The organism is Mesorhizobium sp. WSM4312, assembly GCF_002294875.1.
Lineage (GTDB): Bacteria > Pseudomonadota > Alphaproteobacteria > Rhizobiales > Rhizobiaceae > Mesorhizobium.
This window is the reverse complement of sequence record NZ_NSFU01000032.1, coordinates 18,758-44,499: the sequence shown is the minus strand read 5'-3', so window position 1 is coordinate 44,499 and position 25,742 is coordinate 18,758. Positions and strand designations below refer to the sequence as shown.

Genomic DNA, 25,742 nt, shown 5'->3' with positions numbered 1-25,742 from the left:
CGAATTCATGTTGACGATCAAAGACCGCACCGGAACCTACAGCGAGCAGATCCGCAGTTTCTTGGTTTCGAATTTCTACGTGAGCGACGTGAAGGCATTGATGAGCGAAACGTCCTTGCTCGACCAGGGCATCGTCGACTCGACGGGAGTGCTTGAGATTATAGGCTTCATAGAGGAGACCTTTGGCATCATCGTCGAAGACAGCGAGCTCTTGCCTGAAAACCTCGATTCCATTCAAGGGATCGAGCAATACATCATCCGCAAGATGAATTGATTGCCGGCGTAAAGCCCAGACCGGTTCGCGCAATTGCTCTGGGTTTCCGCACGCTCATGCCTGCGACTTGGCTTGTCCCAGGACCACCCGGCCCTCGCCCGCTTCGTTCGACACAGCGCGGATGTTCTCGTATGCCTTGCCGCGCTCCAGCAGTCCCATCACCTGCCGGTCCTGGCCAAGGCCGACCTCGAAGAGCAGGGTGCCGCCAGGCCGCAAGTATCGTGGCGCGTCCTTCACCACCCGCATATGGATGCTCAGGCCGTACGGGCCGGCCGCGAACGCTTCGCGCGGCTCGAGTTCGACCAGATGCGCGCGGTCACCCTCAAGCCGCTTTTCCGAAATGTAGGGCGGATTGCAGACGATAATGTCGATCGTTCCGTCGAGCCCAAGGCCCGAGAGAGCGTCGAACAAATCGCCGTGAAGCACCGAAACGCGGTCAGCCATGCCGTGATGGGCGGCGTTACGGCGTGCCACCTCGACGCATCCATCGGTGAGGTCGCTCGCCCAGACACGTGCGGTGGGAATGCGGTGGGCGATGGCACACGCCAGATTGCCAGTGCCGCAGCACATGTCGACGATGCGCGGCGCCGGCAGGTTCATTTGATGCAAAACACCAAGGGCCGTCCTGCCCAGCAATTCCGTCTCTGGCCGGGGGACGAGCGCACCGGGCGCGACGAGCAACTCAAGTCCCATGAAAATGGCGCGGCCCGTGCCATAGGCGTCGGCGACACTGAACTCTTTGCTCATGGCGAACCCGCTGGCTTAATGTTTCCAGTATAGCTGTTCGGCATTCCTGCGCCAGTCAAACCTGTGGTTGGAGAACCCCGGCAAGCTGCCAGCCGATCAGTCTTTGACACCCATGTCGAGCGCGGCAATGACGGCATTCAGGCGCTCGGGTGTTAGATCGTTCTTTAATCGCCGCAGATTGAAATCGAGGTGTTCCTTCTTGAGCATGGAGACCAGGGTGACGCCGGCCGAATTCGTTGCGAATGCGTAATCGGCGAGAAATGCGATAGCAATTTCGGTGGGACTGCCGCGGTATCCGAGGTCACCAAGAGCGACCAGTATTCCCTTGCGCGCATTGAATTTCGCGACGATTCGATTGAGGCCTGAGAATGTCCCGTGCGTTACGAACGTTCTGTGCCGGTGAACGCGCGCCTTCAACTTGGCGAGGTTTGACTCCAGCGGGGTATTGGCAATCTGCACGAACCGATAAGGCAGCGATTCCTGGAGAGCCGTCATTCCGGCCTCGAGGTCTCCCGCGACCGAGATGGCCCGGGCCTTCCCGTCCTGAATCACGCGCTCCACGGCCCGGATGATATCCTCGCGAACAAGCTCTTCGGCGGTCGGACGATGCAGTGCGAGGACATCGACATAATCCGTGCGAAGACGCCTCAGGCTTTCCTCGACACTGGATCTTATCAACGCCGCGGACAGCGGCACCTTGAAAGGCGTGGGGCGCACTCTTGAAGCATGCTGCTTAAGCGCCGGAACCGTCGCAACAGCGATCCGCGACAACGGCTTCAGCAGTCGCATGGTGGCGGAGGTCTTCGGCGGACGCATGCCAACCTTGGTGCAGACGCAGACGCTATCCCGTTTCCTGGACGCAAATTCACCCCAGATCGATTCAGCCATGCCGTCGCCGTACGAAGGCGCTACGTCGTACCAGGTCACCCCTGCTTCGTAGGCGCGTTCCAAGGTCTCGATGCCCTTGCGAACTCCGATACGAGAGCCAAGCGAAGCGCAGCCAAAGCCGATACTTGAAACCTTGCTGCCAATAGCTTCGACAAAGACCAGCTTCATGGCAAAGCCTCGTTTTTGATACCGGCATCAAGCCGCCGCTGTCTCAGTCGAATGATCTTTTTGTCTTTCTGTCAATAGACAAGAAAGAAAGCCATGAGCCCGCGCCAGTGCAAAAGGTGGCATTAAATAGCATATCTGCGCGTCTCGGATCGTGATCACGGTGACTGCATGCAGAACAGAAACGGATTCTTAGTCAGGTAAAAATTCCCCCAGAAAGATAGTGGCGGGCCGGACGGTATATTTATAATTTTGATTTTATTGATTTTTTCGTGGGCCGGGACGTTCGCGAGGTTGTTATCTGTATGCCTTGGCGGCGATTTCAGCGACCGGGCCGTAGTGAGCAGATCTTTGCTCTCGATCAAGGAAGCCCCAGTTCATTGTGCTAGATTTTGAACCAGCTGAAGGGCGCCTGGGAGCAAAGAATGTTCTCGCCGAGGAGGGCTATGGCTTGGCCGGATATCGCAGTTCGATGACTCCGCCTCTGATTCTTCTGTCGAATTGACAGTGTCGTGATTGAAAGCCGAACCTGGCATGGCACCAGCGCTACCTTGTCTTGAAGCAGCGATGGTCCGGGGGCTGAAGGAAAGACTGGTTTTGGGAGGAAGCATGGGCGAGGACCTATCCGGTCATCATGCCGACCGCATTCAGGCCGCGATCGCTTCGGACGCGGCGGCGAAATCCGCGCTGGTCGCGTCCTGGCGACGGTCTTCCAATTTGCACCGGCTCGATCCAACCGACTGCAGTTCCCCACGCTACCTCACGGAGACGGAGCTGGGGCAGGCCCGCCAACGTATCGAACCACTCGTCCGGGCCGCGCAATCGAGTCTGGACCGGCTCTATCTCGCGGTGGGCGGCGTCGGGTGCTGCGTCCTCCTCGCCGATCGTGATGGCGTGCCCGTCGAACGGCGCGGCGCGCCTGTGGATGACGAAACGTTTCATTCCTGGGGTTTGTGGACTGGCTCCGTCTGGAACGAGCAAAGCGAGGGCACCAACGGTATCGGCACCTGCCTGGTCGAACAGCGCGCGCTGACGATCCACCGCGACCAGCATTTCCATACGCGCAATACGGGGCTCAGTTGCACCACCGCTCCGATCTACGACCACCAGGGAGATCTGGTGGCCGCGCTCGACGTGTCGTCCTGCCGCGCTGACCTGACCGAAGCTTTTGCCAACCTTATTTCGCTAGCCGTTATCGACGCGGTGCGTCGGATCGAGGCAGAGAACTTCAAAATGGCATTCCCCAAGGCCCGCATTCTGCTGGCGCCGGTGGCCGACAAAGGCTCCGGCGCACTGATCGCCGTGGATACAGACGATTTGGTGGTCGGCGCGACGCGGTCGGCTCGCCTTGCGCTTGGAATCACCCAGCAGTGCCTGGACAAGCCGATGCCGGCGACCGATCTGCTCGGCTGGGCCGGCCCAGAAGTGCTTGCCGAGGCGGAGCGCGGTGTTCTGCAGCGGGCGCTCGCGCGGGCGGACGGAAATGTCTCGGCCGCGGCCCAGGCGCTGGGCATCAGCCGCGCGACGCTTCACCGCAAGCTCAACCGCCTGGACGTCCACAGGTCGCACTGACCATTCGAAACCTCATACGGCTGTCGCAATTCTGCGACACATCCCGCCCGCCCGCTGTCCCCGGGGCGGTGACATTGGCGGCCTAAATCGCAACTCTCTTCCGAAGCGTCGCATCCCGCGACGTCAGCTTTGGGAGGAAGACACATGAACAAGGTTGAATTCTCACGCCCGGTCAAGGCGCCTTTTGACAAGCGCTACGGCAATTTCATCGGCGGCAAATGGACCGAACCCCGCTCCGGCCGCTACTTCGAGAACCACTCCCCGGTGAACGGCCAGCTGCTGTGCGAGGTGGCGCGCTCGGATGCCCAGGACATCGAGGCGGCCCTGGATGCGGCCCATGCCGCCAAGGACGCGTGGGGACGCACCAGCGTGGCAGAGCGGTCGCTTATCCTCAACCGCATCGCCGACCGCATGGAGGAGAACCTCGATCTGCTCGCCTGCGCCGAAACCTGGGACAACGGCAAGCCGATCCGGGAAACGACCGCGGCCGACCTGCCTCTGGCCATCGACCATTTCCGGTATTTCGCTGGCGCCGTGCGCGGCCAGGAAGGCAGCCTTTCGCAGATCGACGACGACACGGTCGCCTATCATTTCCACGAGCCGCTCGGCGTGGTCGGCCAGATCATTCCCTGGAACTTCCCGCTGCTGATGGCATGCTGGAAGCTCGCGCCCGCGCTTGCGGCCGGCAACTGCGTCGTGCTGAAGCCCGCCGAGCAGACACCGGCCGCCATCCTGCTCTGGGCCGATCTTATCGGCGATCTGCTGCCGCCAGGTGTGCTCAACATCGTCAACGGCTTCGGCCTCGAGGCCGGCAAGCCACTCGCGTCGTCGCCGCGCATCGCCAAGATCGCCTTTACCGGCGAGACCACGACGGGCCGGCTGATCATGCAATATGCCAGCCAGAACCTCATCCCCGTCACACTGGAACTGGGCGGCAAGTCGCCCAACATCTTCTTCAAGGACGTTGTCGCCGAGGACGACGATTTCTTCGACAAGGCGATCGAAGGCTTCGTCATGTTCGCGCTGAACCAAGGGGAGGTCTGCACCTGCCCGAGCCGCGCGCTCATCCATGAATCGATCTACGACAGGTTCATGGAACGTGCCCTCAAGCGCGTCGAAGCGATCGTGCAGGGCGACCCGCTCGATCCCGCGACGATGATTGGCGCCCAGGCCTCGTCCGAGCAGCTTGAAAAGATCCTGTCCTACATCGACATCGGCCGCCAGGAAGGCGCCGAGGTGCTGACCGGCGGCGCCCGCAATGTTCTGCCCGGCGACCTGGCGGGCGGCTATTACGTCAAGCCGACCGTGTTCAGGGGCCACAACAAGATGCGCATTTTCCAGGAGGAGATTTTCGGACCGGTGGTTTCGGTCACGACCTTCAAGGACGACGACGAAGCGCTCAGCATTGCCAACGATACGCTCTACGGGCTCGGCGCCGGCGTCTGGACACGTGACGGCAACCGCGCCTATCGCTTTGGCCGCGCGATCCAGGCCGGCCGCGTCTGGACCAACTGCTACCACGCCTATCCCGCGCATGCGGCCTTCGGCGGCTACAAGCAGTCCGGCATCGGCCGCGAGACGCACAAGATGATGCTCGACCATTATCAGCAGACCAAGAACATGCTGGTCAGCTATAGCCCGAAGAAGCTCGGCTTCTTCTGATCGGCTGTTTGTCGCACAGGCGCGGCTCCGCGAGGGGCCGCGCCCAAGACTGGAGATCGGAAAGACCATGCACGCAAAGGTCACGGCGACGCCGGCCGCCCTCGAACTGGTCGCGGAGATCGTTGCCGAGCATGGGCCGGTGCTGTTCCACCAATCCGGCGGCTGCTGCGACGGCTCTTCGCCCATGTGCTATCCGCGCGCCGGCTTCGTCGTCGGCGACCACGATGTACTGCTCGGCCACATCGAAGACGTACCCTTCTACATCGGCGCGTCGCAATTCGAGGCCTGGAAGCACACCGATTTGATCATCGACGTGGTGCCTGGCCGCGGCGGCATGTTCTCGCTCGACAATGGTCGTGAGAAGCGGTTCCTGACGCGGTCGACGATCTGCGCCGTCCAGATGTGATGTCGGTGCATCGGGCTGCTTGCCCTTTGTCCCAGTGAAAGGAACGCACCAGAAAAACAGACGCGTGGACAACCGACAGGCTGCAAGAAGCGCGTGCTTCGGTTCTCATCCTCCATCGGTTTGATCTTGCACAATGCAAAGCGCCGCTGCGCCGCTACGATCAGCATATGGTCATAAATCTGTTCGCCGGCACGATCGTCATCAGCCTGACGGTCCTCATCCATACCTTCGGTCTCATCGCGATTACCCACGCCATGGCGCACCTCGTGGCTCGCTTCCGCATGCACGGCCGTCGCAGCCGAGTGGTCGCGATGATCAGCGTCGTCATGGGGCTCTTTGCCGTTATCACAGCCGAGGTGTGGCTGTGGGCCGGCGTGTATCTTGAACTCGGCGTCTTGCCGGACTTCGAGACCGCGCTCTATTTTTCCACCATTACCTTTTCGACGGTCGGATATGGCGACGTGGTTCCCGCCCATGGCTGGCGCGTGCTGGCGGCGCTCGAGGGCGTGAACGGATTTCTGCTCATCGGCTGGTCGACCGCCTACCTGGTCGCTGCCGGAACGCGCATCGGCCCGTTCAGGGTTGGCGAGCACTTCTGACCGGACTGGCGCTCAGACCGCCACTGAATGCCTGGCTGTGCCGGCTTCGAGGTACTTGTCGAACTTCGCTGCCACCGTCCTGACAAGCGGGCGGTTGTCCTTCGGCACGACGAAGTTTTCGCCGTCGAGCCGAAGCAGCAGCCCGCCGCCGCTGATCGCAAGTCGACTTGCCATGGCCAGGAGACTCTGGCCGACGTCGCCGAAGCGCTCGACCAGTTCGATCGCCGAGAAGGCGAAATGGCACATCAGACGCTCGATGATCCAGCCTCTCGCCAGATCGTCGACGCTGAGCTCGATGCCGCGCGCCACTGCCAGCTGTCCGGAATCCACGGCCTTCTCGTATGCGCCGGTTGCGACGATGTTCTGGGCGTAGCCCTGGCGGTATCGGCTGATCGCGGAAGGCCCGAGCCCAATCAGCGTCTCGCAATTGTCCTCTGTATAGCCCTGGAAATTGCGGCGGATCTTGCCGGTGCGAGCCGAGATGGCGAGCGTATCGTCCGGCTTGGCGAAATGGTCCAGCCCCAGGGCCTCGTATCCGGCGTCCACGATCAGCCGGGCGGCGAGCTGCGATTGCGCCAACCGTCCGGCGGAATCGGGGAGCCATGCTTCGTCGATCATCGTTTGATGTTTCTTGAACCAAGGCACATGCGCGTAGCCGAACAGCGCCAGCCTGTCGGGCTGCAGCGTCAACGCCTGGGCGACGGTGCGAGCAACACTCTCGAGGGTCTGGTGCGGCAGTCCGTAGAGCAGGTCGAGGTTCACCGAATTCACGCCACGCGCCCGCACGGCGTCCACCACGCTCTTGGTCAGCAGGAAGCTTTGCTCGCGATTGATGGCTTTCTGCACCTTGGGATCGAAATCCTGAACGCCTAGGCTCGCCCTCGTCATGCCGATCGCGGACAGGGCGTCGAGCCGGGCCTCGTCCATGTCGCTCGGATCGATTTCGACACTGAGGCTGGCATCGTCGAGCACATCGAAACGATCCCGCAGCGCTTTTCCAAGCGACAGGATGTCCTCGGGATTCAGCATCGTCGGCGAGCCGCCGCCGAAATGGATGGCGCGCACCCGGCCCTTGCCGCGCACGAGGCGGCCAACCGTCTCGATCTCCCTATGCAAGGAATGCAGAAAGGTCGCCACCGGCTGATAGTGCCGGGTGTGCTTGGTGTGGCATGCGCAGAACCAGCACAGCTTGTCGCAGTAGGGAATATGCAGATAGAGCGATATCTCGTCATCGCTTTCGAGCGCTTCGAGCCAAGTCCGACAGACAGCCGCATCAACCCCCGGGTGGAAATGAGGCGCTGTCGGATAGCTCGTGTACCGCGGCACATTTTCGCCAAGCCTTGCGGCCACTTCCGGTTGCATGTCGCTCCCTCTGTGTTTGCAAGGTCAAGGCAATGGCCGCAACCGCGCGCCAATGCCTTGATTTCGGTCAAAGCCTTTGCACCGGACAAACTGTCACAAGGCTTTTTCAATGGCCGACACTTATCTTGCCGATACTGAGGGTCCTCGGACGATCGTGATGACAGTACGTCAAGATGTTCATAGCGCCGGCATTCCCGTGCTTTGCCAATCATGCGAGGCGCGGCATCGCGGCGTATGCGGTGCGCTCGACCCCGATCAATTGGTCGGACTCGCCAAGCTTTCGTCAAAGCACACCATTGATCCGGGCGTGGAGCTGATTGGCGACGCCGAGACCGTCGACAGCTATTCCAACGTGCTTTCCGGCGTGGTGAAGCTGACGAAAAGCCTTTCGGACGGGCGCCAACAGATTGTCGGGCTTCAGTTTGCTCCCGATTTTCTGGGGCGGCCATTCAAGGTGGAAAGCGCTATCAACGCCGAAGCGGCAACGGCCGTCTCCCTGTGCTCGTTTCCAAGAGCGTCCATCGAGAGAATGATGAGGGAATCGCCAGAGCTCGAGCATCGCCTGCTCAAGCAGACATTGAACGAGCTTGACGAAGCACGCGACTGGATGGTGACGCTGGGGCGCAAGACGGCCGCGGAAAAAGTGACGAGCTTTCTGCTGATGATTGCCAGAAACATCGATCCCACGCTCGATCCGGCCACCAACGCGACGAGCTTCGAGCTGCCGCTCACACGCGCCGACATCGCCGATTTCCTCGGCCTGACGATCGAGACGGTGAGTCGCCAGTTGACCCGGCTGCGGACAGACGGGCTGATCCGGATCGAGAACAATCGACATGTGACGGTGACCAGCCTTAACCGCTTGGCCAGTCGCTCCGGCGCCTGACCTCAATCAGCGATCCCGATCATCGGCAGCACGTGCTCGCGTTCAAACGCGATGTGCCGGCGCAAATTCTCGAACAGGCCGCGCAACATGAACCCGATGGCTTCGGGATTCTCGACTGTCTCGCCATGTCCGATGGCCAGCAGGATTTCAGTCACCTCACCGGCAAAGCATTCGTCTTCCACATGCTCGGCCCGCAATCGTCGGGTCGAGGCAAGGTTCGCCTCGCTGTCGACCACCGCCTCCTCGTAAGCCGGAAAAATGATGGCCTCTTCGTACTGATGGATGCTGCGCAGAAGCGGCACGATCGAGTTGGCTGTGCTGAGGCATATCATCCGATCAACACCTGGCAGAGCGTCCGCGATTTGTTCCAGAGCATCGCAAAGGCGGAGTTTCTCGTCATGCGCACGCCGCATCACCGCGGTCGGGACGGCCTCCCGCCCGGCCAGCGTGGCGATTTCACGGCGGTTTTCAAACAGCGACGGTCCTCGCACTTTCTCCGAGTCCAATGTCAGCCTCCGGTCTTTTGCAAGGCTTACGCTGCCCAATGACAACGCGGTGGGCTTTGACCTGGATCAAGGCACCGGCAACCCGGCTGAGGAATTGTGCCGCTGCGGATTTGCTTTCCGCGCACGGAATCCGAGGTCGGGGACATGTCATGAAATTCGGCACTGAAACTGTGGCTCTAAGCCTGTTTGCATTCGCGGCCCTGGTGGCCGCCGGCTTTGGCGTGGATGAGCCTTTCCGCCAGCATATGTGGGTGCTGTTCATCGTGCTGCTGGGCTTTGTCGCTGTTCTTCTGCGCAAGACCAGTTTCGCGCCGGCGGCTCCGATCGATCCGTCCGCCTATATGGACGGGCCGATCCGCTACGGCGCCATCGCCACCATGTTCTGGGGCGTGGTCGGCATGCTTGTCGGCGTGATCATCGCGCTGCAGCTTGCCTACCCGGATCTCAACATCCAGCCCTGGTTCAATTTCGGGCGTTTGCGGCCGCTGCACACATCCGGCGTCGTTTTTGCCTTCGGCGGCAACGCTCTGCTTTGCACGTCCCTGTATGTGGTGCAGCGCACCTGCCGCGCCCGACTTTTCGGCGGCAATCTCGCCTGGTTCGTGTTCTGGGGGTATCAGCTTTTCATCGTCATGGCGGCCACCGGCTATCTGCTCGGCATCACCGAATCCCGTGAATATGCCGAGCCTGAATGGTATGTCGACATCTGGCTGACCATCGTCTGGGTCGCCTATCTCCTCCTGTTCCTCGGCACTATCCTGAAGCGCAAGGAGCCGCATATCTACGTCGCCAACTGGTTCTACCTCTCGTTCATCGTGACCATCGCGATGCTGCACGTGGTCAACAACCTGTCGATGCCGGCCTCCTTCCTGGGCTCGAAGAGCTACTCCGCATTTTCCGGTGTCCAGGATGCGCTGACGCAATGGTGGTACGGCCACAACGCGGTCGGCTTCTTCCTGACGGCCGGCTTCCTCGGCATGATGTATTACTTCGTGCCCAAGCAGGCCAACCGCCCGGTCTACTCCTATCGCCTTTCGATCATCCACTTCTGGGCCCTGATCTTCCTCTATATCTGGGCTGGCCCCCACCATCTCCACTATACCGCCCTGCCCGATTGGGCGCAGACGCTCGGCATGGTGTTCTCGATCATGCTCTGGATGCCGTCCTGGGGCGGGATGATCAACGGCCTGATGACGCTGTCCGGTGCATGGGACAAGATCCGCACCGACCCGATCATCCGCATGATGGTGATCGCCATCGCCTTCTACGGCATGTCGACCTTCGAAGGCCCGATGATGTCGATCAAGTCGGTCAATTCGCTTAGCCACTACACCGACTGGACCATCGGCCATGTCCATTCCGGCGCCCTCGGCTGGGTCGGCATGATCTCGTTCGGCGCGATCTACTACATGGTGCCGAAGCTGTGGAACCGCGAACGCCTCTATTCGCTGCGGCTGGTCACCTGGCACTTCTGGCTGGCGACGCTCGGCATCGTCGTCTACGCCGCGGTCATGTGGGTGTCCGGCATCATGCAGGGCCTGATGTGGCGCGAATACGACGAGCAGGGCTTCCTGGTCTACTCCTTCGCCGAGACCGTCGCCGCCATGCATCCCTACTACATCATGCGCGCCGTCGGCGGAGCCATGTACCTGTCCGGCGCGCTGATCATGGCCTGGAACATCACCATGACGATCCTCGGCCACCAGCGCCAGGAGCAACCGTTACCGGGCTCTGTTCCCGCCCTCCAGCCTGCACAATAGGAGCCAGAAATGGGCTTGATGGACAGACACGCGATCATCGAGAAGAACGCCACGCTTCTTCTCGTTGGTTCCCTTCTGGTGGTGACGGTCGGCGGCATCGTCGAGATCGCCCCGCTCTTCTATCTCGACAATACGATCGAGAAGGTCGAAGGCATGCGGCCTTATTCGCCGCTCGAACTCGCCGGCCGCAACATCTATGTGCGTGAGGGCTGCTACCTCTGCCACAGCCAGATGATCAGGCCATTCCGGGACGAGGTCGAGCGCTATGGTCACTACAGCCTGGCTGCCGAGTCGATGTACGATCACCCCTTCCAGTGGGGCTCGAAACGCACCGGCCCCGACCTCGCCCGGGTCGGCGACCGCTACTCGAACGATTGGCACGTCCAGCATCTCAGCGATCCGCGCTCGGTGGTGCCGGAATCGATCATGCCGAAATACGCGTTCCTGAAGGACACGCCAATCCAGGTGAAGGACTTCTCGACGCATCTTGTTGCGAACAGGCGTGTTGGCGTCCCCTACTCCGACGACATGATCGCGCACGCCAACGCCGACTTGATGGCGCAGGCCGATCCCAACGCCGACACGTCCGGCCTCCTGGCCCGCTATCCGAAAGCGAAGGTCGGAGATCTCGACGGCAATCCGCAGCAGGTCACCGAGATGGACGCGCTTGTCGCCTATCTGCAGATGCTCGGCACGCTGGTCGATTTCAAACACTACGACGAAGCCGCCGGTTACCGCTGAGGAGCACGACCCATGGACTACAATCTGATGCGGGAATTCGCCGACAGCTGGGGCTTGCTGGCCATGGCGCTCTTTTTTGTCGGGTGCATTGCCTTCGCACTTCGGCCGGGCGGCCGCAGCCAGGCCGATGAAGCCGCCCGCATTCCCCTCAAGGATGACTGATCATGAGCACAGAGCATATCGACGACGTGTCGGGCATCTCGACGACCGGCCATGAGTGGGACGGCATCAGGGAACTCAACAACCCTCTTCCCCGGTGGTGGGTGATAACCTTCTACATCACCATCGCCTGGGCGATCGGCTACACCATCGCCTATCCGGCATGGCCGATGCTGTCCTCCGCGACGAGTGGGCTGCTCGGCTATTCGAGCCGAAATGACGTCAAGAACGAGCTGGCGGCGGCCGAACTTGCGAAGGGCAAGTATGTCGCGGCAATTCAATCGAAGACCGTATCCGAGATTGCCGCCGACGATGCTCTGCGTGAATTCGCGGTCGCGGCCGGCGGAGCCACATTCAAGGTCAATTGCGTTCAGTGTCATGGCTCGGGCGCACAGGGGTCCAAGGGCTTTCCCAACCTGAATGACGACGACTGGCTGTGGGGCGGCAAGGCCGACCAGGTCCAGCAGACGATCACGCACGGCATCCGGTTCGCGTCCGACCCGGATACGCGCATCTCCGAGATGCCGGCCTTTGGCGACATCATCACGCCCGAGCAGATCACACAGGTCAGCGCCTACGTGGCGAGCCTCTCCGGCAAGGTCCAGGACGCAAGTCTGATCGAGCCCGGCGCCAAGGTCTTCGCGGAAAACTGCGTGGCCTGTCATGGCGCCAACGCGAAAGGCAACAGGGAGTTCGGCGCTCCCGATCTGACCGATGCCATCTGGCTCTACGGGTCTGGCGAAGCAGCAGTCGCCGCCCAGGTCCGCACGCCGAAACACGGCGTGATGCCAGCCTGGATTGACCGTCTCGGCGAGACCAAGGTCAAGGAGCTCGCAGTCTACGTGCATTCGCTTGGCGGTGGAGAATAGCAACGGGGGCCTATTCTCCTGCCCTCTCCGTCCAGGCGACGAGGCCCGGCCCTGCCGGGCCTCGACTGATTTGCGGTGCCGACGATTGACCTGCATCAACGCGGCGCGATCCAGTCGGAGGCAAGGTCCCGGTCGACGCTGCATTTCGTCGCCGCCACAGGGCGAAATTACAAGCTGCATGACGGGAGAGACCGGTGCTGGACAATACGCAGGTAGAACGGCTCGAAGCTGAGGCGGTCAACTCCGCCAAAGTGCGCCAGCCATTGTATGCTGCGCGCAAGAAGGTTTTCCCCAAGCGTGCATCGGGCAGCTTTCGCCAGTTCAAATGGCTCGTGATGGCGATCACGCTCGGCATTTACTACCTGACGCCGTGGTTGCGATGGGATCGCGGCCCGTTTGCCCCGGACCAGGCCGTACTGCTCGATGTCGCCAATCGGCGCTTCTACTTCTTCTTCATCGAAATATGGCCGCAGGAATTCTACTATGTGGCCGGCCTGCTGGTCATGGCCGGCGTCGGCCTCTTCCTGATCACGTCGACGGTCGGGCGCGCCTGGTGCGGCTATACGTGCCCGCAGACCGTTTGGGTCGATCTGTTTCTGGTCGTCGAGCGCGCCATCGAGGGCGACCGCAACGCTCGCATGAAGCTCGATGCCGGACCCTGGACCGCACGCAAGCTCGTGCTGCGGGTCTCGAAACACGCCATCTGGCTGGTCATAGGCGCGGCCACCGGCGGCGCCTGGATCTTCTATTTCGCCGATGCGCCGACGCTAGCCGGCGAACTCTTCACCGGCGCGGCGGCTCCCATCGCCTACATCACCGTCGCCGTACTGACGGCGACGACCTATACGTTCGGCGGGCTGATGCGCGAGCAGGTCTGCACCTATATGTGCCCGTGGCCGCGCATACAGGCGGCCATGCTCGACGAGACCTCCCTCACCGTCACCTACAATGACTGGCGCGGCGAACCGCGCTCGCGCCACGCCAAGAAGGTGCTCGCCGCGGGGCAGCCTGTCGGCGACTGCGTCGACTGCAATGCCTGCGTCGCGGTCTGCCCGATGGGGATCGACATCCGCGACGGCCAGCAGCTCGAATGCATCACCTGCGCGCTCTGCATCGACGCTTGCGACAGCGTCATGGACAAACTCGGCAGGGAGCATGGGTTGATCTCCTACACGACGCTCTCCGACTACAACGCCAACATGATGCTGGCGACCGCCGGGGGCTCGGGTTCAGTCAATCCTTCGCTGGTCCGAACCGCTGACGGCCTGTTCTCCGACAAGGTGGCCCATTTCCACATTCGCAAGATCTTTCGGCCACGCACCTATGTCTACATGGCCCTGTGGTCGCTGATCGGCCTGGGCCTGCTGTATTCGCTGCTGACGCGCGACCGGCTCGAAGTGAACGTGCTGCACGACCGCAATCCGCAGTTCGTCACCCTGTCCGACGGCTCCATCCGCAACGGCTACACCGTCAAGCTGCTCAACATGATCCCCGAGCCCAGGACCATCGTCGTCACCCTTCAGGGCTTGGAAGGAGCAGAGATGAGCGTGGTCGGCATCGATCAGCCGGCAGGTCGCTCCGTTCCCATCTCGGTCGAACCCGACCGGCTGAAGATGCTCAAGGTCTTCGTACGCCAGCCGGCGGGCCAGATCCAGGGTACGGCACAGACCTTCAAGTTCCGGGCCGAGGACAGAGCGAGCTTCGAGTCCGACGAATACACCGCCACCTTCAACGCACCGGAGATCGCCAGATGACCGCCAAGGCGCAAAAATCCCGCGAATTCACCGGCAGGCACATGCTGGCCACCGTCCTTGCCTTTTTCGGCGTGGTCATCGCGGTCAATCTGACCATGGCAACGCTCGCCAGCACAAGCTGGACCGGCCTGGTGGTCGAGAACACCTATGTGGCGAGCCAGCAATTCAACAAGAAAGCCGAAGAGGGGCGCGCGCAGGCGGCCCTCGGCTGGACCGGCAAACTGACCATCGCGGCGGGTGAGGTTCGCTATAGCCTTACCGATGCCGGCGGCAAGCCGGTCGCCTTGCATGGCGTCAAGGTGCTGTTTCGCCACCCCGCCTATGAGAAGGAGGATAAGGCCATCACGCTCGCCCTCGCCTCGGGCCAGGACTTCGCCGCGCAGCATACGCCGAAGGACGGGGTCTGGATCGTCGAAGTCGACGCCGATGCCGGTCTGGACAAAGCCTATCGTGACGTCCGCAGGATCATGATTTCCCATGGGGCGATGAAATGAGCTGTTGTGCACCTGGCGCTGAAATGACGCTGGATCTGGCCGGCGCCCCATCGGTCCTGCCGTCCAGCCAGGAGATCAGGCTGGTAAGCCGATCGATCGGCGACAACCTTTGCCAGACCGATCTGTCGGTACCGACAGTCCACTGCGCGGCCTGCATCCAGACGATCGAGACGGCATTGGGAAAGCTCAATCGCGTCGAGAGCGCTCGCGTCAACCTGTCGACCAGACGAGTTTCGGTCCAGTGGCGTGGCGACGAGGCTCCGCCATTTTTCGCAACGCTTGGGCGGCTGGGCTACCAAGCGCATCTCTTCGATCCGGAGACCGGCAACAAGGACAAGACGCTTTCGGAACTGATCCGGGCGGTCGCGGTCGCGGGTTTTGCCGCCGGCAACATCATGCTGCTGTCGGTCTCGGTCTGGTCCGGCGCCGAAGGCGCGACCCGCGACCTGTTCCACTGGGTTTCGGCGCTGATCGCCATCCCCGCCCTGGCCTTTGCCGGCGGCATCTATTTCCGCTCGGCCTGGAATGCCTTGCGCCACGGGCGCATGAACATGGACGTCCCGATTGCGGTCGGCGTGTCGCTTGCCTACGCCATGAGCCTCTACGAAACCATCAATCATGGCGACCACGCCTATTTCGACGCCTCCGTTTCGCTGCTGTTCTTCCTCCTGATCGGCCGCACGCTGGACCACGTCATGCGCGAACGGGCCCGCACCGCCGTGAATGGCCTGTCGCGGCTGGCGGCGCGCGGCGCCATCGTGCTGCGCGGCGATGGCGTGCGCGATTACCTGCCGGTCGGCGAGATCGAACCGGGCATGGCGCTGCACATCGCCGCCGGTGAGCGAATTCCGGTCGACGGCAATATCCTCAGCGGTATTTCGGATCTCGATTGTTCACTGGTATCCGGGGAAAGCACGCCCCGGACCGTGGGAGCGGGAGCCCAGGTTCAGGCAGGCACGCTCAATCTCACCGGCCCGCTGACCATGCAGGCGACGGCCGCGGCGAAGGATTCTTTCCTGGCCGAAATGGTCCGGCTCATGGAAGCCGCGGAGGGCGGCCGCTCGCACTACCGCAGGATCGCCGACCGTGTGTCGGCGCTCTACGCTCCGGTGGTCCATCTCGCTGCCTTGCTGACGTTCCTTGGATGGATGATCGCTTCGGGCGACTGGCATCTGGCAATGACGATCGCGATTGCCGTTCTCATCATCACCTGCCCATGCGCGCTCGGCCTGGCCGTGCCGATCGTGCAGGTCGTCGCGGCGCGGCGTCTTTTCGAGGCCGGCGTCATGGTCAAGGACGGTTCGGCCACGGAACGACTGGCGGCGATCGATACGGTGCTGTTCGACAAGACCGGGACCCTCACGCTCGGACAGCCAAGGCTGATCAATGGGCCGTCCATCGACCCGGCCATGCTGGCGATCGCGGCCGACATGGCCGCGCAGTCGCGCCATCCATTCTCGAAGGCCATAGCCGGTTTCGCGGGCTCTTCCAGCCAACCCGGGCTCCAGTCCGTCAGCGAACACCCAGGCTTCGGCATGGAAGCCGTCACCGAAGGCAACACCTGGCGCCTCGGCCGGCGCGGATGGGCTGGATGGAAGGCGCGGACCGGCGGCGAAGGCAAATATGGCGGCTATGGCGGGACAGTGCTTTCGAAGAACGGGATCATCGTCGCCACCTTTGCCTTCGAAGACGCCGCGCGCGCCGACGCAAAGGCGGCGGTCGGGCAATTGCAGGATGCCGGCATGTCGGTCCAGATGTTGTCCGGCGACACCGCCAACGCCTGTCGCGACGTCGCCAAGACCTTGGGGATCGAGGACTTCGTTCCGGCCCTGCTCCCGTCCGGCAAGGTCGAGTGGATCGAGGCGCTGTCCAGGGAAGGCCACAAGGTGCTGATGGTAGGCGACGGACTGAACGATACGCCGGCGCTCGGCGCGGCGCATGTCTCGATGGCCCCGGCCACAGCGGCCGATGTCGGTCGCAATGCCGCCGATTTCGTCTTCCTGCGCGAAAGCCTTCTGGCGGTGCCCTTGGCCTTGGATATCTCGCGAAAGGCAGGCCGGCTCATTCGACAGAACATCGCCATTGCCATTGTCTACAACGCGTTCGCGGTGCCGATCGCCATTTCGGGGCACGTGACGCCGCTCATTGCGGCGATCGCCATGTCCGCCTCGTCGCTGCTGGTGATCGGAAACGCCATGCGGCTGCAAGGTTTCACGAAAAGCGCATCGCCTGAACGCGCTTCGCGCGACCGGCGCGGACGCCCAGGCATGTTGGTCCAACAGCCATGACGACGCTCGTCTATCTCATCCCCGTGGCGCTCTTCCTCGGAGCGCTTGGACTGAGCGGCTTTCTGTGGGCCCTGAGAAGCGGCCAGTATGAGGATCTTGATGGAGCGGCGGAGCGCATTCTCATCGATGGGGATGAGCCGCCGAGCGGGCGCATCGCCTTGGCGAAGGTGGATAGTATCGAGAGAACAAGCGCCCCTAGTTTATCCTGATGCCGCTCTGGGCGTCGAACAGATGCACCTTGTGCACGACAATCTCCAGATTCACCTCTTGATCCGGTCTGAAAAGTGGCTGTTCCCGGATTTCGGCCATCAGGTCGACGCCATCAGCAGTTAGGGTGATTTCCTGAGCTTCCGGTGGCTCGACCACTTGGACCCTCGCCTTTGCGTGACTGCCACCGACAGCGATGTGCTGGGGGCGAATCCCGTAAACCACGCCTTGCCTGTTCCCTATCCCTGCCTCCTTCGGCAGTGGCAGGCGCAGGCCTTGTCCGGCGATGAACACGCCACTCTCGACATGGCCCTGATGATGTTCATTTCCGGCGATCCTATGAAGCTCGCAACGAACAGATTGGCCGGGTTCTCTTAGAGTTCGGAGGGCGTTCCGATCTGTTCGATGCGGCCTTTGTTCGGCACCACGAAGCGGTCGGCGAGCATCATCGCCCGATGCCGCGCTTGACTTGCTCATATGATTCATAATAAATCATACATAATAACTTTTAAAAAGACGACGCACCTGGGAGCATCCATGAAAATTACGGCCATCAAGGCGCTCGTCTGCAATGCGGAAATGCGCAACTGGGTTTTCGTTCGGGTCGAAACCGATGAGCCCGGTCTGTTTGGCTGGGGCGAGGCAACGCTGGAATGGAAGACGCGTGCCGTCGTTGGCGCGCTTCAGGATCTCGAGGCACTGCTCATCGGGCAGGATCCGCGCAATGTGGAGCAGTGCTACCAGATCCTGACGCGCCACGGTTTCTGGCGTCTTGGCGTCGAGGGAATGTCGGCCGTGAGCGGCATCGAGATCGCGCTCTGGGACATTCTGGGCAAGTCGCTGGGCGTTCCGGTCTGGCGGCTTCTCGGCGGCCAAGTCCGCGACTATCTGCGCACCTATACGCATCTCGGCCTCGGCGACATGAAGGCGGTCTATGAGAGCGGGTCGGCGGACACGATCGTCGAGCGCGGACGCATCGTCACGCAGGCCGGCTACGACGCGGTCAAGGTCGTCTGCATTCCCTACACCCACTATGTCTCGCCGGCGAAGGCGGTCGATTCCGTTGCCGACATGGTTGGCGCGCTGCGCGAGGCCGTCGGTCCCGACATCGACATCATGGTCGACTTTCACGGGCGCCCGGCCTCCGTCAACGCGGCGATGGACTATCTCAAGGCGATCGAACCGGCCCGCATCATGTTCGCCGAAGAGCCGGTGCCGCCCGAAGATGTCGCCGGCCTAGCGCATATCACCGCGCGATCGGCGGTCCCCATCGCATCCGGTGAACGGCTGATCGGGCGCCGCGAGTTCACGCAATCGATCGCGGCGCGTGCGTTCAACATTGCCCAGCCCGATATCTGCCATACTGGCGGTCTGCTCGAGACCAAGAAGATCGCGGCGCTGGCCGAAACCGCCGGCATCGGCCTTGCGCCGCACAACCCGCTCGGCCCGATCGCCGGCGTCGCAGCACTTCACTTCGGCATATCGACGCCGAACGTCATCATCCAGGAGGAGATGTCGGGCGCGGTCGCCTGGTACGACGACGTCGTCACCTGGCCGATCGATCGCAAACCCGGCCGCTGGGACGTGCCCGATCTGCCGGGCCTTGGCGTCACCGTGAATGAAGATGTCATTGCGCGACACCCCTTCAAGCAGGAAGTGCTGCATGCGCGCAACGCCGTCATGCCCGACGGCACCGTGGTCGATTGGTGAGCGCCATGACAGGCAGGCTTCAGGGAAAGATTGCAATCGTCACCGGCGCCGGCCAGGGCATTGGCGCCGCCACCGCGCGGGCCTTTGCGATGCAGGGAGCAAAGACCGTGATTGCCGAGCTGAATGCGGCAACCGGCAAGGCGATCGCCGACGAATTGCGTGCCAAGGGCGCCGACGCCCTTTTCGTCGAAACCGACGTCACCGACACAGCGGCAGTGGCCGACATGGTGGCGAAGACGATCGCGGCCTATGGCAGCGTCGATGTTCTCGTCAACAATGCCGGCGCCAACGTCTTTTACGAACCCTTGTCGATGCCGGACGAGGAATGGGAACGCTGTCTCAGGCTCGACCTTGAGGCCGCATGGTTCTGCGCCAAGGCGGTGTTGCCGACGATGCTGGCGAACGGGTCGGGATCGATCGTCAACATAGCCAGCTGCCACGCCTTCAAGATCATTCCCCACACATTCCCCTATCCGGTCGCCAAGCATGCGCTTGTCGGGCTGACCCGCTCGCTCGCCATCGAATATGCGGCGCGCGGCATTCGCGTGAATGCGATCGCCCCCGGCTACATCGAGACGCCGATCGCGGAAGCCTATTGGAACACGTTTCCAGACCCAGCCGAAGAGAAGCGGCGGGCCTACGACCTTCATCCGCCCAAGCGCATTGGCCGGCCGGACGAAGTTGCGATGACGGCGGTTTTCCTCGCTTCGGACGAGGCGCCGTTCATCAATGCCGAGACGATCATCATCGATGGTGGACGCTCGGTTCTCTACCACGACTGACAACCAAGCAGGGAGGATCCACATGAAAACGACGACAAAGGCTCTGGCAACATTGGCGCTACTGGCTGCCGGACTGATGGCCGGCGCGGCAAGCGCCGACGACATCAAGATCGGCTACATCAACAAGATGGGCGAGCATCCATGGTTCGTCGCCGAAGTCGGCGGCGCCAAGAAAGCGGCTGAGGCGGCCGGCGCCGCCTTCGTGTCGCAGGACGTCCAGTTCGACTCCAATCTGACGATCACCACCTTCGACACAATGGTCGGCGACGGCGTCAAGGGCATCGCCATCGTCGTTCCCGACAAGGCGCTGGGACCGGTCATCGCCGAGAAGGCGAAGGCGGCGAAAATCCCCCTGGTGGCGGTCGATGACGATATCTACTACCAGGACGGCACCCAGGTCCCCTATGTCGGCATGAATGCCTACAATATCGGTGCGCGGGTGGGCGAGGAACTGGCCAAGCTCTACAAGGCCGATGGCTGGGCCGGCAAGGAGGTGCGTATCGCCTCGATCGAGGACCGCAAGGCCGACACCTGCATGCAGCGCAACAAGGGTGCCGAGGAAGCGTTCCTGAAGGCGGTGCCCGATTTCAAGCCGGCAAATATCCTTCGCGTCCCCTATGACAACACGATGGTCAACGCCATCGACGTCATGACCACCACTTTGACGGCCAATCCCGGCGTCACCAACTGGATCTTCTATTCCTGCAATGATGACGGCGTGCTGGGAGCGGCGCGAGCGCTGGAAAACGCCGGCTATGCCCCGGACCAAGGCATGGGCATCGGCATTGACGGCAGCCGCGCCTGCGAAGCCTTCGGATCGGGAAAGCCTTCGGCATTCCGTGGTACGATGTGGCTCAATTCGGCAAACCATGGCGCGCTGGCGGTGAAGATCCTGCTGGCCTCGATCAAGGACGGAACGAAGCTGCCCGTTCAGTCCTTCACCGACCCGGAATACATCACCGCCGGCAATTTTGCATCGGACTACAAGGCCAAGCTCTGCCACTGAGCCGAACCTGCGTCATGCGTCCCCAGGGCGCATGACGCTTCCAGTTGGCAGGTTCGCTGGCTGCGATGCCACCGAACACGGATCGATCCTCGGGAGTGAGCTTTGACGCAATCGGACTTCTTCTCGCTCGATGGCATATCGAAACGCTTCGGCGTCGTGCAGGCGCTCGACAACGTCTCGATTGCCTTCCGACCAGGCGAGGTGCTCGCTCTGGTCGGCGAGAACGGGGCAGGCAAATCGACGATGATGCGCATTCTCGAGGGCGTCTTCGGGCCCGACAACGGCACTGTGCGGCACGGCGCGACGCCGATCGTTTTCGGCGAACCGCGCGACAGCCACCGGGCCGGAATCCGCGTCATCCATCAGGAGCCGGAGATCGTGCCGAACCTGACGGTGGCCGAGAATATTTTCGTCGGCGAATTGCCGCGCCTGGCAGGCGTCCTGCTCGACTGGCGCAAACTGGAGGAGCAGACCGACCGGGTGCTTGCGACCTTCGGCATGCAGCAGGACATGCGGCCACGCCAACTCTGCGGCACGCTCGGCCCGGCACAACGCCAGATGATCGAGATCATGCGCGCCATCCGTGCCGGCGGCCGGCTGATCGCCTTCGATGAGCCGACCTCGTCACTGACCGATGACGAAGCGCGTCGCCTGTTTTCCGTCATCCGCCGGCTGCGCGAGGAAGGCACGTCGATCATATACATCTCGCACCGGCTGAACGAGATCATCGACCTTGCCGACCGCATTGTCGTTTTACGTGACGGCAGGCTGGTCGACGATTCGCCGGCGGCCGGCGCCAGCGAGCAGACCATCGCCAAGCTCATGGTCGGCCGCAACATCGCCGATCTGTTCACCCGCGAGACCTGGCGGTCCGGCGAACAATTGCTGGACGTGGCGGGATTGACCACCGACCGCGTCAGCGATGTCAGCCTCAGGGTTCGTCGCGGCGAAGTGCTTGGCATCGCCGGCCTCATGGGTGCGGGCCGCTCCGAACTGGCAAAGGCGATTGTCGGCTATGACCAGCGCATCGCCGGCACCATAGCCATGAATGGCGTGCCCGTTCTCCCCAACAGTCCGCATGCGGCAATCGTCGCGGGCATCGCTTTTGCTCCCGAAGACCGCAAGCACGAGGCGTTGCTCCTGTTCAGAAGCATTCTCGACAACGCTTCGCTTTGCGTGCCCGACAAGACGTCGAGCTTCGGCTTCTTCAACCGGCGCAAGGCACTGGAGATTGTCTCGCCGCTGGCAGCCAAGATGTCGATCAAGGCACCCAACCTCGACGAGCAGGTTTCGAAACTGTCGGGCGGCAATCAGCAGAAGGTCGTTCTGGCGCGCTGGCTTGCCCGGCAGCCGATGCTGCTCATTCTCGACGAACCGACGCGCGGCATCGATATCGGCGCCAAGGCGGAAATCTATCGGCTGATCGATGAACTCGCGGCAAGCGGCATTGGCATCATCCTGATTTCCTCGGAAATGCCGGAACTGATCGGTCTCGCCGACAGGGTTCTTGTCATGGCAGGCGGCCGCATCACGGCCGAATTGTCCCGCCCCGACATCGACGAAGCGACGATCCTCAAACACGCCATGCCGCAATCCGCACCAGCGCCCGGAGACCACATTCAATGAACAGCCTCGAGCTTCGCGCATCGAAAGCGCAGACCGATGCCAGGGGCGCTTCCGCGCGCCTTGTGGAGCGCCTTGGCGTTCACAACATCAGCCTTCTGGTGGCACTCGCCATTCTCGTTGTCATCTTCGGTTCGCTACGCGGTGATGTGTTCTTCTCCAGCCGGAACCTGCTCAACATCGGTCTCGGCATCACCATTCTCGGCGTGCTGGCAATGAGCCAGACCGTAGTCATCGTCGGCGGCGGTCTCGATATCGCCGTCGGCGCCACCGTCGGTCTGACCACGGTCTCGACGGCAATGGCCATCCAGGCGACCGGGTCGCCGGCGGCCGGCATCGTTGCCGGCCTGATGCTTGGTGGTCTTGCCGGTCTGGTCAACGGCATCATCATCACCTATGGGCGAGTCAACGCGGTCATTGCCACGCTCGGCACCATGGCGATCTTTCGCGGCATTGCCTTCATCATGTCCGACGGCCAGTCGATCGCCATCTTCAGCGACACGTTCCGGTTCATAGGCATTGGACGCATCCTCGGCCTGCCGTTGCTGGTCTGGATTCTGGTGCTGACGGCGATCGCATTCCACCTCTTCCTCGCGCGTTCGATTGTCGGCCGCAACATCTACGCGCTCGGCGGCAATCCCGTTGTCGCCCGCTTCTCCGGCATCAACATAAACCGCTACCGCGTCGGCATCTACATCATGAGCGGTGTCGCCGCCGGATTGGCCGGGATCCTGCTGGCTGCCCGTACCGGTTCGGGTCAGCCCGTATCCGGATCCCAGGGCCTGGAACTCGAGGCTATCACCGCGGCCGTGCTGGGTGGCTGTGCCTTGCAGGGCGGCAAGGGCACGATTGTCGGCGCGCTGCTCGGCGTCGCCATCATTGGCGTGCTCAACAACGGAATGATACTGACGTCCGTGCCGACCTTCTATCAATTGCTTGCAAAAGGCTCACTGCTGATCCTTGCTGTGGTCATTGCCGAGTACCACTTGAACAGGACATGACGATGGACGCGGCGACCGCTGCAAGCGATCAAGGCAAGCAGGACCTTCCTGCCGGGGATGGCGCCAATTTGTCCCTGAAGGATCGCATCGCGCGCGATCTCGGACAGCGCATTCTCGCCGGCACCTACGCGCAGCACGCGGTCCTGCCGACGGAGGCTGAACTGTGCGTCATCTACGGCGCCAGCCGCACGGCGCTACGCGATGCGCTGCTGACACTTTCGGCCAAGGGACTGATCGAGGCGCGCAAGCGGGCTGGCACGCGTGTGCGCGCGTCGAGCGAATGGAACAGGCTTGACGCGCAGGTCCTCGAATGGATGCGCGATATCGAGCCTGATCTCGATTTCGTCCGCGGCTTGATCGAGGCGCGGCTGGTCATCGAGCCGGCTGCCGCCCAGCTTGCGGCCAGGATGGCGACCTCGGGCGATCTCGCGGTGATCGAAGCCGCCTACGAGGCCATGCGCATTGCGCCGGAGGACGACCTCGCGGCCTGTCTCGATGCCGATGTCCGCTTTCATACCGCTATCCTGCGCGCCAGCCGCAACCCGGTTTTCGCCAATCTCGGCAATATGCTGGCAGCCGCACTCAGCTTCTCTTTCCGACTGACCACATCGGCCACCGCCAATTATCAGCAGACGCTCAGCGCACATGGCGATGTGCTGGAAGCAATCCGCATGCGTAGGGTCGACGACGCTCACGACCAGATGAAAGCGCTGATCGGCATCGCCTCGAACGACCTTCTCGCTATCGCCCGCAAGGGCCGCCACCAACAGCGCGTCCCCACCGCCAATGCCGATCCATCTGAGGTTGATGATCCGCACCATTGAAATTCGAAATGGCGACCTGTCCGCCGAAATGGTTCCGTCGCTTGGCGCCGGTCTGGCGCGGTTCGATCATGGCCGCAGCCGCTGTTCAAGCCATGGCCTGACGACGCAAGCCGAATGAGAGCTTCGCGACTTCGGGATGGCGAAAGCGGACGTTTCGCATGGGAGGAAGTTCCGACCTGACCCTCGGGATCCGGGATTGTCTGACCAGACGACATGCCAATTCGACGAAATTGGTGGGCCTTACGCTTTTCAGCCTCCGAACCCCAGCAGGCAGCAAAGCGCTTGTCTATTTGGTATGCTGGTATAATATGTACCTGACATAGCGTGATCCTCAGCAGATGCGCTGCGTCCTATGGTCTTTCTGGGAGGAGATACAATGAAACGTTCAATCGTGGCGGCGCTGGCCAGCGCCGCGCTGATCAGTGTTGTGACGCTGCCGGCAATGGCGTCGTCGGACAAGCCGGTCATCGCGCTGACCAATGCCTATTACGGCAACACCTGGCGCCACCAGATGGTGGAAGCGTTCGAGGCTTCGGCCAAGGAAGCCAAGGCCGCGGGACAGATCGCCGACTACATCGTCATGAACGGCGACGGCTCGGTGGCGCAGCAAAACAGTCAGATCGCCGAACTGATCCTCAAGAAGGTCGACGTGCTCGCCGTCGACGCCGCCTCGGAAACCGCGGTCAACGGCGTCATCGAAAAAGCCTGCAAGGCCGGCATCATCGTCGTCTCCTTCGATTCAGTCGCCTCGGCACCCTGCAACTACCAGCTCAATTTCGACTTCAAGGGCTACAAGGCGACCCAGGCCGAAGCCGTGTTCAAGATGCTCGGCGGCAAGGGCAACGTCATCCAGGTTCGTGGCGTGAAGGGCTCGGCGCCCGACAATGACATGTTCAACGCGCAGCAGTCGGTCCTGGCGAAATATCCGGACATCAAGGTTGCCGCGACCGTCTATGGCCAGGCGACGGCCTCGGTGGCGCAAGCGGCGATCGCCAATGTGCTGCCCTCGCTGCCGCATGTCGATGCGGTGCTCGGCCAGGGCGGCAGTGACGATGTCGGCATCGCTCAGGCCTTCGTCCAGTATGGCGGCGAGTACAAGGACAAGATGCCGATCATCGAGGGCGGCGGCGGTACCGACTTCGTCAAATGGTGGGCCGACGAGAACGCCAAGAACGGCTACCAGACGGTCTCGATGAACACCACGCCTGGCATTGGCGGCGCCGCTTTCTGGCTCGGCCTCTCCCTGCTCAAGGGCGCCAAGGCGCCCAAGATGATGATCATGCCCGTCGCAACCGTCGATGCCAGCAACCTCAAGGAATACGCCAAGCTGCCGGCCGGCCAGATCATCAGCCCCAGCTATTCGCTCGACTGGGTCAAGCAGAACCTGCTGAGCAAGTAACCCGACCAGAATAAGGGATCGGACGCCGAAAGCGCCCGATCCCTGGCCGTGAAGAAAC

Annotated in this window: 25 protein-coding genes and 2 pseudogenes; 21 read left to right on the top strand and 6 right to left on the bottom strand. The window is 62.1% G+C overall.

The genetic code is table 11. The features are described from left to right. Positions 1-7 precede the first annotated feature (7 nt). Entirely contained in the window at positions 8-274 is a 267-nt protein-coding gene (locus tag CK228_RS32715) for an acyl carrier protein (protein WP_095790512.1), read from the top strand. Positions 275-328: 54 nt separating this feature from the next. Here the strand turns inward: CK228_RS32715 and CK228_RS32710 are convergent, their stop codons facing one another. Together CK228_RS32710 and CK228_RS32705 are read right to left on the bottom strand one after the other, a co-directional pair. Next, positions 329-1,021 carry a class I SAM-dependent methyltransferase gene (locus tag CK228_RS32710; RefSeq protein ID WP_095790511.1) on the bottom strand — a complete coding sequence of 231 codons (693 nt, stop codon included), beginning with the start codon at positions 1,019-1,021 and terminating at the stop codon, positions 329-331. Positions 1,022-1,117: 96 nt separating this feature from the next. Beyond that, entirely contained in the window at positions 1,118-2,077 is a 960-nt protein-coding gene (locus CK228_RS32705) for an aldo/keto reductase (protein ID WP_095775542.1), read from the bottom strand. Positions 2,078-2,683: 606 nt separating this feature from the next. Between CK228_RS32705 and CK228_RS32700 the strand changes: the two genes are divergently transcribed. From CK228_RS32700 to CK228_RS32685, 4 genes are all read left to right on the top strand, one after another. Next, positions 2,684-3,646, top strand: a complete 963-nt coding sequence (locus CK228_RS32700; RefSeq protein ID WP_095790510.1) for a helix-turn-helix domain-containing protein — start codon at positions 2,684-2,686, stop codon at positions 3,644-3,646. A 144-nt stretch (positions 3,647-3,790) separates the two neighbouring features. Then, positions 3,791-5,308 (top strand): aldehyde dehydrogenase, encoded by a 1,518-nt coding sequence (adh, locus tag CK228_RS32695; RefSeq protein WP_095775540.1) that lies wholly within the window; start codon positions 3,791-3,793, stop codon positions 5,306-5,308. Between the two features lie 67 nt (positions 5,309-5,375). Beyond that, positions 5,376-5,714, top strand: a complete 339-nt coding sequence (locus CK228_RS32690; RefSeq protein WP_095790509.1) for a DUF779 domain-containing protein — start codon at positions 5,376-5,378, stop codon at positions 5,712-5,714. A gap of 167 nt (positions 5,715-5,881) precedes the next feature. Next, positions 5,882-6,313, top strand: coding sequence for a potassium channel family protein (locus CK228_RS32685; RefSeq protein WP_095775538.1), 432 nt, complete (start codon positions 5,882-5,884; stop codon positions 6,311-6,313). A gap of 12 nt (positions 6,314-6,325) precedes the next feature. Here the strand turns inward: CK228_RS32685 and hemN are convergent, their stop codons facing one another. Further along, on the bottom strand, positions 6,326-7,675 hold the full coding sequence (gene hemN / locus CK228_RS32680; RefSeq protein ID WP_095790508.1) for an oxygen-independent coproporphyrinogen III oxidase: 1,350 nt from the start codon (positions 7,673-7,675) through the stop codon (positions 6,326-6,328). 157 nt (positions 7,676-7,832) lie between these two features. Between hemN and CK228_RS32675 the strand changes: the two genes are divergently transcribed. Beyond that, positions 7,833-8,561: a Crp/Fnr family transcriptional regulator gene (locus CK228_RS32675; protein ID WP_179296119.1), complete on the top strand. Its 729-nt coding sequence runs from the start codon at positions 7,833-7,835 to the stop codon at positions 8,559-8,561. Between the two features lie 2 nt (positions 8,562-8,563). Here CK228_RS32675 and CK228_RS32670 read toward each other — a convergent pair whose 3' ends face one another. After that, entirely contained in the window at positions 8,564-8,974 is a 411-nt protein-coding gene (locus CK228_RS32670; protein ID WP_095790518.1) for a hemerythrin domain-containing protein, read from the bottom strand. 242 nt (positions 8,975-9,216) lie between these two features. Here CK228_RS32670 and ccoN point away from each other — a divergent pair, with 242 nt between their 5' ends. The 8 genes and pseudogenes from ccoN to ccoS form a co-directional block, all read left to right on the top strand. Continuing rightward, the gene (gene ccoN / locus CK228_RS32665) at positions 9,217-10,827 is read left to right on the top strand and encodes a cytochrome-c oxidase, cbb3-type subunit I (RefSeq protein WP_095775535.1); all 1,611 of its coding nucleotides are present in this window, start codon (positions 9,217-9,219) and stop codon (positions 10,825-10,827) included. A 9-nt stretch (positions 10,828-10,836) separates the two neighbouring features. Continuing rightward, positions 10,837-11,568, top strand: a complete 732-nt coding sequence (ccoO, locus tag CK228_RS32660; protein WP_095775534.1) for a cytochrome-c oxidase, cbb3-type subunit II — start codon at positions 10,837-10,839, stop codon at positions 11,566-11,568. A 12-nt stretch (positions 11,569-11,580) separates the two neighbouring features. Further along, positions 11,581-11,730, top strand: a complete 150-nt coding sequence (locus CK228_RS32655) for a CcoQ/FixQ family Cbb3-type cytochrome c oxidase assembly chaperone (protein ID WP_019860163.1) — start codon at positions 11,581-11,583, stop codon at positions 11,728-11,730. A 2-nt stretch (positions 11,731-11,732) separates the two neighbouring features. Continuing rightward, positions 11,733-12,596, top strand: a complete 864-nt coding sequence (ccoP, locus tag CK228_RS32650; RefSeq protein WP_095775533.1) for a cytochrome-c oxidase, cbb3-type subunit III — start codon at positions 11,733-11,735, stop codon at positions 12,594-12,596. A 194-nt stretch (positions 12,597-12,790) separates the two neighbouring features. Then, positions 12,791-14,350, top strand: coding sequence for a cytochrome c oxidase accessory protein CcoG (ccoG, locus tag CK228_RS32645; protein ID WP_095790506.1), 1,560 nt, complete (start codon positions 12,791-12,793; stop codon positions 14,348-14,350). Beyond that, positions 14,347-14,844 (top strand): FixH family protein, encoded by a 498-nt coding sequence (locus CK228_RS32640; protein ID WP_095775531.1) that lies wholly within the window; start codon positions 14,347-14,349, stop codon positions 14,842-14,844. The genes ccoG and CK228_RS32640 overlap by 4 nt, the downstream gene beginning before the upstream one ends. Continuing rightward, complete coding sequence (locus CK228_RS32635) at positions 14,841-17,132, top strand: cation-translocating P-type ATPase (RefSeq protein ID WP_095790505.1); 2,292 nt, start codon at positions 14,841-14,843, stop codon at positions 17,130-17,132. Before CK228_RS32640 ends, CK228_RS32635 begins: the two co-directional genes overlap by 4 nt. Next, a pseudogene (ccoS, locus tag CK228_RS32630) lies at positions 17,129-17,269 on the top strand (cbb3-type cytochrome oxidase assembly protein CcoS); the annotation flags it as partial. The gene CK228_RS32635 and the pseudogene ccoS, both read left to right, overlap by 4 nt. Positions 17,270-17,327: 58 nt before the next feature. Here ccoS and CK228_RS35065 read toward each other — a convergent pair. Together CK228_RS35065 and CK228_RS36180 are read right to left on the bottom strand one after the other, a co-directional pair. After that, positions 17,328-17,633 (bottom strand): hypothetical protein, encoded by a 306-nt coding sequence (locus CK228_RS35065; protein ID WP_142886957.1) that lies wholly within the window; start codon positions 17,631-17,633, stop codon positions 17,328-17,330. 20 nt (positions 17,634-17,653) lie between these two features. After that, positions 17,654-17,791, bottom strand: a pseudogene (locus tag CK228_RS36180) (glycerol-3-phosphate ABC transporter ATP-binding protein); the annotation flags it as partial. Between the two features lie 85 nt (positions 17,792-17,876). Here CK228_RS36180 and dgoD point away from each other — a divergent pair. The 7 genes from dgoD (at position 17,877) to CK228_RS32590 (ending at position 25,684) form a co-directional block, all read left to right on the top strand. Beyond that, on the top strand, positions 17,877-19,049 hold the full coding sequence (gene dgoD / locus CK228_RS32620) for a galactonate dehydratase (RefSeq protein WP_095775527.1): 1,173 nt from the start codon (positions 17,877-17,879) through the stop codon (positions 19,047-19,049). Between the two features lie 5 nt (positions 19,050-19,054). Next, positions 19,055-19,831, top strand: a complete 777-nt coding sequence (locus tag CK228_RS32615) for an SDR family oxidoreductase (RefSeq protein WP_095790504.1) — start codon at positions 19,055-19,057, stop codon at positions 19,829-19,831. Between the two features lie 22 nt (positions 19,832-19,853). After that, entirely contained in the window at positions 19,854-20,837 is a 984-nt protein-coding gene (locus CK228_RS32610) for a substrate-binding domain-containing protein (RefSeq protein WP_095790503.1), read from the top strand. Positions 20,838-20,939: 102 nt separating this feature from the next. Next, positions 20,940-22,463: a sugar ABC transporter ATP-binding protein gene (locus CK228_RS32605; protein ID WP_095790502.1), complete on the top strand. Its 1,524-nt coding sequence runs from the start codon at positions 20,940-20,942 to the stop codon at positions 22,461-22,463. Continuing rightward, a complete protein-coding gene (locus CK228_RS32600) occupies positions 22,460-23,461 on the top strand; it encodes an ABC transporter permease (protein ID WP_095790501.1) in 1,002 nt (333 codons plus the stop codon). Before CK228_RS32605 ends, CK228_RS32600 begins: the two co-directional genes overlap by 4 nt. A 2-nt stretch (positions 23,462-23,463) precedes the next feature. Next, positions 23,464-24,285 carry a FadR/GntR family transcriptional regulator gene (locus tag CK228_RS32595; protein WP_245438167.1) on the top strand — a complete coding sequence of 274 codons (822 nt, stop codon included), beginning with the start codon at positions 23,464-23,466 and terminating at the stop codon, positions 24,283-24,285. 376 nt (positions 24,286-24,661) lie between these two features. Then, positions 24,662-25,684: an ABC transporter substrate-binding protein gene (locus CK228_RS32590; protein WP_095790499.1), complete on the top strand. Its 1,023-nt coding sequence runs from the start codon at positions 24,662-24,664 to the stop codon at positions 25,682-25,684. Positions 25,685-25,742 lie beyond the last annotated feature (58 nt).